At 38.5% G+C, this 11865-nt stretch carries 9 protein-coding genes and 1 tRNA gene; 7 read left to right on the forward strand and 3 right to left on the reverse strand.

Going from position 1 to position 11865, the window contains the following annotated elements:
- Nucleotides 1-55 precede the first annotated feature (55 nt).
- Nucleotides 56-2005 (reverse strand): M1 family metallopeptidase, encoded by a 1950-nt coding sequence (locus B154_RS0103810; RefSeq protein ID WP_018611997.1) that lies wholly within the window; start codon nt 2003-2005, stop codon nt 56-58.
- 157 nt (nt 2006-2162) lie between these two features.
- On the opposite strand from B154_RS0103810, the gene B154_RS0103815 reads away from it, so the two are divergent.
- From B154_RS0103815 to B154_RS0103845, 6 genes are all read left to right on the forward strand, one after another.
- Nucleotides 2163-2244 (forward strand) — tRNA-Leu (locus tag B154_RS0103815).
- A gap of 261 nt (nt 2245-2505) precedes the next feature.
- Nucleotides 2506-3867, forward strand: coding sequence for a trigger factor (gene tig / locus B154_RS0103820; protein ID WP_018611998.1), 1362 nt, complete (start codon nt 2506-2508; stop codon nt 3865-3867).
- A 206-nt stretch (nt 3868-4073) separates the two neighbouring features.
- Nucleotides 4074-4790: a ClpP family protease gene (locus tag B154_RS0103830; protein WP_018611999.1), complete on the forward strand. Its 717-nt coding sequence runs from the start codon at nt 4074-4076 to the stop codon at nt 4788-4790.
- Nucleotides 4791-4804: 14 nt separating this feature from the next.
- Nucleotides 4805-5434 carry a ClpP family protease gene (locus B154_RS0103835; protein ID WP_211217449.1) on the forward strand — a complete coding sequence of 210 codons (630 nt, stop codon included), beginning with the start codon at nt 4805-4807 and terminating at the stop codon, nt 5432-5434.
- Between the two features lie 157 nt (nt 5435-5591).
- A complete protein-coding gene (clpX, locus tag B154_RS0103840; protein ID WP_018612001.1) occupies nt 5592-6827 on the forward strand; it encodes an ATP-dependent Clp protease ATP-binding subunit ClpX in 1236 nt (411 codons plus the stop codon).
- A gap of 245 nt (nt 6828-7072) precedes the next feature.
- Nucleotides 7073-7255 (forward strand): hypothetical protein, encoded by a 183-nt coding sequence (locus B154_RS0103845; RefSeq protein ID WP_018612002.1) that lies wholly within the window; start codon nt 7073-7075, stop codon nt 7253-7255.
- A 97-nt stretch (nt 7256-7352) separates the two neighbouring features.
- Here the strand turns inward: B154_RS0103845 and B154_RS0103850 are convergent, their stop codons facing one another.
- Together B154_RS0103850 and pafA are read right to left on the reverse strand one after the other, a co-directional pair.
- Complete coding sequence (locus B154_RS0103850) at nt 7353-8492, reverse strand: acyl-CoA dehydrogenase family protein (protein ID WP_018612003.1); 1140 nt, start codon at nt 8490-8492, stop codon at nt 7353-7355.
- Between the two features lie 135 nt (nt 8493-8627).
- Nucleotides 8628-10256, reverse strand: coding sequence for an alkaline phosphatase PafA (gene pafA, locus B154_RS0103855; protein ID WP_018612004.1), 1629 nt, complete (start codon nt 10254-10256; stop codon nt 8628-8630).
- A 286-nt stretch (nt 10257-10542) separates the two neighbouring features.
- Between pafA and B154_RS0103860 the strand changes: the two genes are divergently transcribed.
- The gene (locus B154_RS0103860) at nt 10543-11862 is read left to right on the forward strand and encodes an aspartate kinase (RefSeq protein ID WP_018612005.1); all 1320 of its coding nucleotides are present in this window, start codon (nt 10543-10545) and stop codon (nt 11860-11862) included.
- Nucleotides 11863-11865: the final 3 nt, after the last annotated feature.

An 11865-nucleotide genomic window follows, 5' to 3' on the forward strand; every position in this document is an offset into this window, starting at 1 on the left:
TTTGGGAAATTATCGAAACCAGCACTGCTTACAAAGAAGAAGTATAACCGGCTTGTTATCTTCCAATCCAAGTATTATTTGCCTCATTAATATCGGGCAATCGCTTATCGGGATCTATAACAACGGATGTTATCTTTTCGGTTGTATTTACCTTAAAAGTCCACTTACCTCCATGATGCCAAACTTCGACCGGTAATTTTACAACCTGCGCCTGACCGCCAACTGTAGTTATCTTTACAGTCAACGGCATTGGCATCATTTGTAGCAATTCAACTGTTATTAAAGCTCCTTTTGAGCTGTCACTGTTTACGTACTGCACTCCGCTAACACAAGCATCAAATTTCCAGTTATTTATAAACCATCCGCGCCAAAACCAATCCAACGTTTCACCACTATAGTTTTCTATAGCATGAAAAAAGTCCCAAGGTGTAGGATGTTTAAATGCCCAGCTATTTATATAATAACGAAAAGCGTTATCAAATCTTTCCGGCCCAAGTATTTCTTCACGTAATATTTCTAAGCCCATCCCCGGTTTTGAGTAACTATTGATACCCCAGTTTTTCGGTGTGTTTACATCAGGAAGATTAAAAATACTTTCAGTGCTGTCGGAAAAATACTGCTTGGCGGGTATATACCTGCTCGTAGTGTCGTTTCCATATTCCCCGTTATTAAATGCCGTATTGGCAATACTATTGATAAAAGTATTAAAACCTTCGTCCATCCAAGCATATTTACGTTCATTGCTGCCTACTATCATGGGAAACCAATTATGTCCAAGTTCGTGGCTTGTAACACCCCAAAGACTCTTTTTTACAGCCCTTAGACTACAAAATACGATGCCTGGGTATTCCATTCCCCCTACCCGTCCCGCAACGTTTACTGCCACGGGATAGGTGTACGGATACCACTGCTTTGAATAATGTTCTATAGCACCTTTTACGTATTCCGTAGACCTTTGCCAAGCAGTATCGGCCGCAGTTTCTACCGGATAAACCGACATTGCTAAGGCAGTTTTGTTATTAGGAAGATTTATTCTGGCAGCATCCCATACAAAGGCTCTGCTTGCTGCCCAGGCAACATCTCTTGCATTATGGCATCTAAATTTCCAGGTTTTGTTTTTCGTAGCCTGTTTCGTCGAAGCATTGTCTACTTCACTTACATCACGTATGGTAACAGTCTGATCACTTCGCCTTGCTTCCTTCAACCTGCTTATCTGAACAGGAGTTAGTACTTCGTTCGGATTTTGTAGTTCACCTGATCCAACTATAATCTCATTTTCGGGAGCAGTAATGTTATATTCAAAATTGCCATACTCAAGATAAAATTCACCCTGGCCAAGGTAAGGCAAGGTGTTCCATCCCAGTACATTATCAAAAACACACATCCTCGGATACCATTGAGCCACTTCATATATCCAGCCGTTTTTAGTTTCTATTCTTCCTAACCTGTCTGTGCCATATTCGGGAATTGAAAAGGAAAAATCAATCTTTATCTGAATTGAATCTCCATTTGCCTTTAGCGGCTGTGGCAATTGTATCTGGAGTCTTGTATCACTTATGTAATAATCAGCCTTTGATTCTTTTCTACTTCTTATAATACTAACTGAAGAAATATTATATCCACCGTTAAAATTTTGATTTGCCCATCTGCCTCCCGCTATGGTAGTCTGAGCAACCCCTCTTGATTGTAAGCTGTAAATATTCTGATCGGCTTGCAGCCATAGAAAAGGCAGACTTTGAGGACTATTATTTTTATAAGTGATAAGTACATTGCCCGTTATTGAATGATTGCTATCGTCTAACGTTGCGTTGATTTTATAATTCGCATTGTTTTGCCAATATTTTGGTCCTGGTGTACCAGCCGCAGTTCTTATATCATTACCATAATTAGGATAAAACTCCGGATTGAAAGCCTGTTGCTTGTCAAAAATAGAAACCTGGGCTGTCAAACCATTGGTAAATAATAAAAAGACAAAAAGATAAATAATAGAAAAAAGTGTTTTCATATCAGTTATTACAAAGCTTTCAATGGAGAAAGCAGGAAAAAAGATGAGTGTTACAAAAGAATTGCAAATATCCTTCCGCTAATGATATAAAATACTTTTTTAGTTTTTATAAATACTGTTTTTTATTTTTATTAAAACCCCCTACTTTTGCAACCCCGCGGATGTGGCGAAATTGGCAGACGCACCAGACTTAGGATCTGGCGCCGCAAGGCATGTAGGTTCGACCCCTATCATCCGCACTTATAAACCTGGTTGTAACTGACCAGGTTTTTCCGTTTTAAGGGCATGAGGCAATCAGATATCTAAGAGGATAAACAGAATATTCGACAAACCTGCTAAAGTGAAAGTGGCATTTCCGAACTCCATTCTTGTTTCAAAGGGTTAAAAATAATAATAACGTATTTTTGTTCGTGGTAAAACTTACCTTTGCAGCCCGAAAAATGTGCTGACCTTTTTTTGTCGCATATTAACTTTTTAAAAACTCACACAAAATAATAAGTATGGCTACTGTTTCGAGGGAGAATATCGGGTTACTAAATGATAAACTGACTGTTACCCTTTCTAAAGATGATTACCTTCCGGCATTTGAACAATCCATTAAAAAATATGCTAAGACCGCTAACATTCCTGGTTTTAGAAAGGGAATGGTTCCCGTCGGCATGATCAAGAAAATGCATGGAAGCAGCGTTTTTACCGACGAAGTACTTAGAACAGTCGAAAAAGAGCTTACAAAATACATACAGGAGGAAAAACCTGATATGATTGGTCAGCCTTTGCCACTTGATGTAGATGCACGGCAATTGGATATGAACAATCCTTCTGACTATGCCTTTGCTTTTGAAATTGGACTTAAGCCTGAAATTAATATTGACCTTAAAAATATTACCGTTACGCGGCATAAGGTAGATATAACAGAAGGAATGATTGACGAAGAAGTTGAGCGTTTAAAGGTTCGTTATGGGAAAATGACAGAGCCAGAAGAAGTGACTACTGAAGACAATGTACTGAATGTAACTTTTGCAGAAAGCGATGCTGAAGGCAATATAATTGAAGGCGGTATTAATAAAGGAAATTCACTGCTGCTTAAATATTTTACTCCCGGTTTTCGTGACCAATTAATGGGAAAGCGAAAGGATGATACAATAGTATTGCAATTAAATACAGCTTTTGACGATAAAGAAAGAGAATGGATAGCAAGTGATTTGGGAATTGCAAAAGATGACACGGCATCATTAGAGAAGCACTTCAAAATGACTATATCCAAAGTCGGGCTCGTTGAAAAACCGGAAATGAATGAAGAATTTTTTTCACAGGCTTTTCCAGGTAGGGAAATTTTGAATGAAGATGATTTTCGTAAGGCAGTTAAAGAAACATTAGAACAGCAGTGGGATGCTCAAAGCCGTAATCAACTCCACGACCAGATTTATCATCAATTGGTTGAGAACGTGCAAATGGAGTTTCCCGAAGAATTTTTAAAACGGTGGATGCAAAAAGGCCAGGAACAGCCAAAAACTGCCGAAGAGGCAGAGAAGGAATATCCTTCTTTTGCTAATTCTTTAAAATGGACCTTAATAACTAATCAATTATCAAAGCAGTTTGATATAAATGTAGAACCTACAGAAATAAAGGATTTTGCTAAGCAACAGATAATGGGTTACATGGGTGCACAGAGCCTGGAAGATGCTCCATGGTTAGATAGTTATGCTGACAGTATGTTGAAAGACCAAAAGTTTATTGAAAATACCTATTTTCAATTACAAACCAACAAGTTGTTTGATGCTCTAGAACAACAGGTAAACGTAATTGAAGACCTGGTTACACCTGAAGAATTAGCAGGCATGCAGCATCATCACAGCCATTAATGCAGAAGAAATATAAAAAATAAGGTCAGGCGAGGGTCTGGCCTTATTTTTTTGCTATATCTGCTAATCAAAAAAAAGTGTGTATTCTTTAATACTTTGCAACTTATATGCTATTTTGTCGTTTATTATGTTTTGCACAGTATTTGAAACATAGCTCATTCAATCAGTTAACCCTCTTAAAGTCACTTTAAATAAATTATCGATAAATGAATTTTGGAAAAGAATTTGAAAAATACGCTGTTAAAGACCGGGGCATAAGCAGTGCTACCCTGCACAATTTTCAGCAGCACCAGGTAACAAATCTTACCCCTTATATAATAGAAGAAAGGCCACTGAACGTAGCAAGTATGGACGTATTCAGCAGGCTGATGATGGACAGGATTATATTTTTAGGTGAGGGTATAAATGATTATGTTGCTAATATAGTAACAGCTCAGTTGCTTTTTTTGGAAAGCACCGATCGTAGCCGCGATATTCAAATGTATATAAATAGCCCCGGTGGCAGTGTTTACGCTGGCTTAGGCATTTACGATACAATGCAGTTTATCGGGCCAGATGTATCAACTATTTGTACCGGTATTGCAGCAAGTATGGGTGCAGTGTTGATGTGTGCGGGAGTTAAAGGTAAACGTACGGCATTAAAACATAGCCGGGTGATGATGCACCAGCCCAGCGGTGGTATAGGTGGGCAGGCTACCGATATACTTATCACAGTAAACGAAATCAAGAAGATTAAAAAAGAATTGTATGACATTATTGCGTTTCATACAGGAAAATCTTCAGAAGAAGTTGCCAAAGACAGCGACAGGGATTTCTGGATGAGTGCTGAAGAAGCAAAACTGTATGGCCTGGTGGATGAGGTATTGCTGATCAATCCACGCAAACAAAAGAAAGACAATAATTTACCCGATACTTTCAAATAAACAGCTTTAGAAAGATGAATATATCAAAATATATGGTCAATCCTTTAAGGATGGACGAGGAAGAAAAACCAAAGGAAGAGCCGTCTCCGGAAAATAAATTGTTAGCCAAAAAGCTTGAAAAGCAATTTTTTGAGAAAAGAGCCGTTTACTTATGGGGAATAGTGGAAGATAAAACAGCACGTGATGTCGTAAGCAAGCTGTTGTTGTTAGATAGTGACAAACCAGGTGAAGAAATAAAGCTATATATAAATAGCCCTGGAGGTGTAGTTACCAGCGGCATGGTTATTTATGATACTCTAAAAATGCTTGCTTCACCTGTGAGCACTATTTGCATGGGTCTGGCTGCAAGTATGGGGTCGATATTACTAAGTGCAGGAGTAAAAGGGAAACGTTCTATATTTCCTCACGGAGAAGTGATGATACACCAGCCAAGTTTAGGAGGATATTTCCAGGGCACAAGTGCAGATCTTGAAATACAGGCTATTCAAACTCAAAAAACCAAAGAGTTAGGTGCCAGAATTCTTGCTGATAACTGTGGTAAAACGTTTGACCAGATCATGAAAGATTTTGACCGTGATTACTGGATGGATGCTAAAGAAGCGGTTGAATATGGAATAGTGGATAGTATATTAGAAAAACTGTAGATACTTGTTAAAATAAACCCCGTTACTAAATAAGCTGTAGATTATGGCTTATTTAGTAGCGGTTTTTTATAATTTTGTAAATCCTTCTTAGGTTGTCGGCTTTTAGTTATAATCTGATTGCTGATTTTAAACCAACCTATGAAAAAGATATTTTATTATGCCTAAACAAAGTCACTTACATTGTTCTTTCTGCGGAAGAAGCCGCGATGAAGTGAAAATACTCATTGCCGGACAGGATGGACATATCTGCGAAAACTGCGTAGAACATGCGCAGGAGATAATCGCGCAGGAATTACAATTGAAGACCGAATCTCAACCAGCTTCTTTCAAGCTTACAGTTCGTAAGCCCACAGAAATAAAGAAGTTTATGGATGAATACATTATCGGTCAGGACGACGCTAAAAAAGTTTTGGCTGTAGCAGTGTACAATCATTATAAACGCTTGCAATACCGGCAGACAGAATCTGATGTTGAGATTGAAAAGAGTAACATTATAATGGTGGGAGAAACAGGTACCGGTAAAACGTTACTGGCTAAAACAATTGCCCGCCTCTTGAATGTACCTTTCGCCATAGTAGATGCAACTGTATTTACCGAAGCCGGTTATGTAGGTGAAGATGTAGAAAGCATGCTTACCCGTTTGCTACAAAACTGTAATTATGATGTAAATGCGGCAGAAAGGGGAATAGTGTATATAGATGAAATTGATAAAATAGCACGCAAAGGCGATAACCCGTCGATAACACGTGATGTAAGTGGTGAAGGTGTACAGCAGGGATTATTGAAAATGCTGGAAGGGACTGAAGTGCTTGTGCCGCCACAGGGTGGCAGAAAACACCCTGAACAGAAAATGATAAAGGTAAATACGCAAAACATATTATTTATTTGCGGAGGAGCCTTTGACGGTATAGACAAAGTGATTGCACGCAGGGTAAACACAAATGCGATCGGCTTTAACGTAAACAAGCAATTGCAGGATTATCAGAGAAAGAATTTATTGCAGTTTATAAATGCCCAGGATTTAAAATCCTTCGGTTTAATACCGGAATTATTAGGACGTTTACCGGTAGTAACTTACCTAAATCCGCTGGATGCAGAAACACTAAGAGCTATTTTAACCGAGCCAAAGAATAGCATAATGAAACAGTACAACCGCCTGTTTGAAATTGAAGGAATAACCCTTACTATCGATGATGGCGTTTATGATTTTATGGTCACTAAGGCTATGGAATATAAACTTGGTGCGCGTGGTCTTAGAAGTATTTGCGAAAGTATATTGACAGAAGCCATGTACGAATTGCCAAGTTCGGGCCAAAAAACACTGCACGTAACCCTTGAGTATGCAGAAAGACAATTTGGAAAGAGCAAGATGAGTATGCTTAAAGTAGCATAATCCTTTTATATAGTTTTTACAAAAGCCCTGGAATTTATTTCCAGGGCTTTTGCATTTTAATTTTTAAAGGGAAATACGTTTTTAATGTATCCTCCTTTGGTTCGCTTTACAGTCATTTACAAATCTTTTTAGGATAAATCTATAAAACAAGTGGACCCATTGAGTTTTTATCAGCTTCCTTTGTTGGAACACTTTTTTCTGTGCTTAAACAATAAAGTATATTGCCAAACTAAATTTAAAAGAAAATGAACGAAATAGTAGAACGTCTCACAAAAGAAGCAAACTTAACTCCGGAACAGGCCCAAAAGGCACTTGAAACTATTGCAAACTACGTAAAAGAAAAATTTCCTATGCTGGGTGGAGCAGTTGATCAAATGTTTACTTCCGGCGGTTCAGGGTTTGGGGGCTTCGGGGGGTTTGGAGAATAAAACCAAGTTTTCCTGTAGCAATTCTTTAAAATTGAATTTAAAGAAATAGGTTGTCGCGAATTGCCTGACAACCTATTTCTTTTATACGTAAGCGAAATTAATGCAGTACTTCTCTTGCAATAACTATTTTTTGAATTTCACTGGTTCCTTCACCGATAGTACAAAGTTTGGAATCCCTATAAAACTTTTCGACCGGAAAATCTTTGGTATATCCATAACCGCCAAAAATCTGTACAGCTTCTGTAGATACTTTCACGGCTACCTCGCTTGCATAATATTTTGCCATTGCCGCCTCCCGCGTTACTTTTTCGCCTCTGACCTTCAAATCACACGCTTGCTGAGTAAGTAATTCTGCGGCTTCTATTTCGGTAGCCATATCCGCCAGTTTAAAACTAATTCCCTGGAAAGAAGAAATAGGTTTATCAAACTGATGGCGCTCTTTCGAATACTGTAATGCAGCTCCAAAAGCTCCTCTTGCAATTCCCAGGCTCAATGCAGCAATTGATATTCTTCCTCCATCAAGTACTTTTAAAGCCTGCCGGAAACCGTCACCCACTTCTCCTATTCTTTGCCAATCACTGATGCGGCAATTATCAAATATCATTTCCGCCGTTTCGCTTGCTCGCATTCCAAGTTTATTTTCTTTTTTCCCTCCGGAAAATCCCGGCGTTCCTCTCTCTACGATGAATGCTGTGCTATTACCGCTCGCCCGCGGTTCACCGGTTCTGGCAATAACGACTGCGATGTCACCCGAAATGCCGTGTGTTATCCAGCTCTTAGTTCCATTCAATATCCATTCATCGCCATCCCGCACGGCTGTAGTTTTCATGTTGGCTGCATCGCTGCCGGTATTAGGTTCAGTTAATCCCCATGCGCCTAAAAAGTCAGCTACCGCAAGTTTTGGAAGATATTTTCTCTTTTGTTCTTCACTTGCAAACAATAAGATATGACCGGTACATAAAGAATTATGGGCCGCAACACTTAAACCTATTGAACCGCAAACTTTTGAAATTTCCTGGATAGCTGCATTGTATTCAAAATATGATAAGCCAGCACCTCCGTACTCTTCGGGTACCAACACACCCATTAATCCCAATTCACCCAATTTCTTAAAAACGTCTAAAGGAAACTCCTGCAACTCATCCCATTTCATTACAAATGGTCTTATGTGTTGTAAAGCGAAATCCTTTGCTGTTTGTGCCACCTGCTGTGTTAATTCCGAAACCTCAAAATTCATAGCTATCCCATTTTTTCAATAATTCGAAAGCGCTCATTTCAATCTTTTACACGCTATATTGAAGTTATGGCATAAGCATTTATAAAAAAAATATTCGTACTGCTAACATTAATAGTATCAAAGCTTGTTTACATATTATTGAATTGCTTCTTCAATCACTTTTCCAATGCATCCGCTTGGCATCTGTATATGAAGCAATGCTGCAACTGTGGCAGAAATATCGGTCATATAAGTTTCACGGTTTGTTTTTCCTTTTTTAATTCCCCAGCCATACCAGAGCAATGGAATATGAGAATCATAAGGGTTCCAAAGGCCATGGGTAGTTCCCTTGCCCGAACCTTCAAAATATTGCGGCTTGAATATATATTGGATGTCACCACTAAGCTTCTGATTGTATCCATTGGTAATCATGGTTTTAATATTACCTGTCATTGTTGTTGCACTCACATCTTGTAAGTCTATCGCTTCCGCTATGGAGGGAAACGTCAGCAATTGTTTAATAACCGCTTTTTTAACCTCTGCTTCATCTGCAGGGGGTATAGCAGGGCTTAAATAAATTTGATAGTTGGTAATATGCGCAACCCCTTTTTTTATTTTGAAGCGATTTTCAATCATTTCATTCAAGGAAGATTCAATATTTGCTTCAGTTACTACTCCACCATGCATTTTATTTTCTTGTGAGAAAGCCGGCACATGGGCTGCGCCATGGTCTGCAGAAAGAAATACCGTGTATTGGCCTTTACCAATTTTTTCATCTAAATAATTTAAAAAAGAAGCCAGGTCTTTATCAAGCCTCAGATAAGTATCTTCAGCTTCAATTGAGTTAGGCCCAAATGCGTGACCAATATAATCGGTAGAAGAAAAACTGACAGCAAGAAAATCTGTATTTGCATTTTGACCGAGTTTTTCACCTTCAATGGCAGCTTTAGCCATTTCCATTGTCATCGTATTTCCGTAGGGAGTAGAGCGAAGAACATTGTATTTATCTTTTTGAATATTTGCGGTCATATGCGGGAAGGTAGTTCCACCTGATGCAAAATTTGATTCGTAGGTTTTCTCATCGCTTGTGCTGTTTGTGTAACTGTTTATCGGATAAAGCGTATTCCAGTTTTGCTGCAAATACTGGTCGGGCAGTTTTTTATTGTTAAATTGTTTTACCCATTCCGGCAAATCCTTCATATAATAGGTACTGGTAATAAATGCACCGTTTGCATTATCGAACCAGTAAGCTGCATTGGCAGCATGACCAGCAGGCAGTATAGCTCCACGGTCTTTTAATGCAATACCTACAACTTTTGAATGAAAGTTTGTCGCCAGTCTCAACTCATCGGTCACAGTTGTAGGCCATAAATTATCGGGAGACATTTGGCCCGCTTCTGAGGTACTACCCACCGAGGTTACAGAGCTATCTTCTGTACAGTATATTTCTCTTTGCAGTTGCCTGCTGTACCATGTATTGCCAATAATGCCGTGAATAGCAGGTACAGAACCTGTATAAATACACGTATGGCCGGGAGCAGTAGAAGTAGGCGTGTAAGGGATAAAAGTATTTTCGCAGGTAAAACCATTATTAATCAAACGCTGAAAACCATTAGTGGAATATATTGCTGCATAGCGGTATAAATAATCCCACCGCATTTGGTCTACTACAATACCAACCACCAGTTTTGGTCTTTGAGGATTTGCATTTGAAAAAGTTGTCTTTTGTGCACTGGTAAAAATTGAAATCAACAGGAATGATGTAATTGTAACGATAACTCTCATTAGTAAGTGTGTGATTTTACGCAAATGTATTTTATACGGTTGAACGCTATATTAAAAAATAATGAAGCCGGAAAGATGTCTGAAAATCTGTAAAAGAGGGTTAGCAAAAAACGCTACAGTTGCACAATGAGATTCAGATGAACGAAATGCGTCGCAACGATGCTACTATAGAAAACAAATACCGGTATCAAAAAAAAAATGTAAGGACGGCAAGAGGATAAGAAGGATTTTCTGTTTTATGTGCTGCTACAATTATATTTGCACAATCCTTAAAAAAAGTGCGACAATGAAAGTTATGAAATTTGGCGGCACCAGTGTAGGCAAGCCAGAAAGAATGCACCAGATATCTGAACTTATAACAAGTGATGATGAAGCTAAAATTGTGGTATTAAGTGCATTGAGCGGAACTACAAATGCTTTGGTGGAAATAAGTACTTGCCTGGCAAGCAATACCCGCACAGCTGCAAGTCAACGAATAGATACTCTTGAAGCTCATTATAAACAATTTATTAATGATTTATTGAAAACCGATGAAGCGAAACAAAAAGCTTTGCAGGTAATCGGGGAGCATTTTGAGTTTTTAAACATTATTCTTAAGATTTCTTATAGCGAAGCTTTAAACAAAGATATTCTTGCACAAGGCGAGCTAATGAGCACAAAGCTATTCTCCGCTTACCTAAGCGAGAAGGGAATTGAACATGAATTGCTGCCAGCACTTGAGTTTATGCAAATTGATTCTTTTGAAGAACCTTTGATTGGAAACATTAAAGTAAAGCTAACGCAACTACTAAAAAACCATAAAGACAAAAAGCTTTTTATTACCCAGGGATATATTTGTCGTAATAGCAAAGGAGAGGTTGATAATCTAAAACGTGGGGGCAGCGATTATACAGCTTCACTAATAGCTGCGGCTATCTCAGCAAGCGTATGCGAGATTTGGACCGATATAGATGGCATGCACAACAATGACCCGCGGGTTGTAGATAGAACTATTGCTATTGAACAAATGAGTTTTGATGAAGCGGCAGAACTGGCTTATTTCGGAGCAAAAATTTTGCATCCTGCTTCTATATGGCCTGCACAACAATTTAATATTCCTGTAAAATTATTAAATACCATGCAGCCGGATGCAAGAGGAACTTTGATTGTGGAAGAAGCAGGCAGCGTAGGTGTAAAAGCCATTGCAGCAAAAGATGGTATTGTGGCAATTAAAATAAAAAGCAGTCGTATGCTGCTGGCTTATGGCTTTTTGAGAAAAGTATTTGAAGTTTTTGAAAAGTTCCGTACGCCTATTGATATGATCACAACCTCGGAAGTTGCTGTTTCACTTACTATAGATAATAAAGATAACCTGGAAGCGATTTTACATGAACTAGAGGCTTTTGGCACAGTCGAGGTTGACGATAATCAAACAATAGTATCTATTGTAGGAAATGAAATTGTGCAAACACCACAGGTGATGATGCATTTGTTTGATTCGATCAGTGATATTCCTGTTCGCATGGTTAGTTATGGTGGAAGTAAACATAACATTACTTTGCTGATACCTGCAAAATATAAAAAGCAGACACTACAGGTCTTGAATAAAGGTCTGTTTAATTTATAAAAC

Origin of the sequence: Segetibacter koreensis DSM 18137 (genome assembly GCF_000374045.1) — a bacterium.
Taxonomy (GTDB): Bacteria; Bacteroidota; Bacteroidia; order Chitinophagales; family Chitinophagaceae; genus Segetibacter; species Segetibacter koreensis.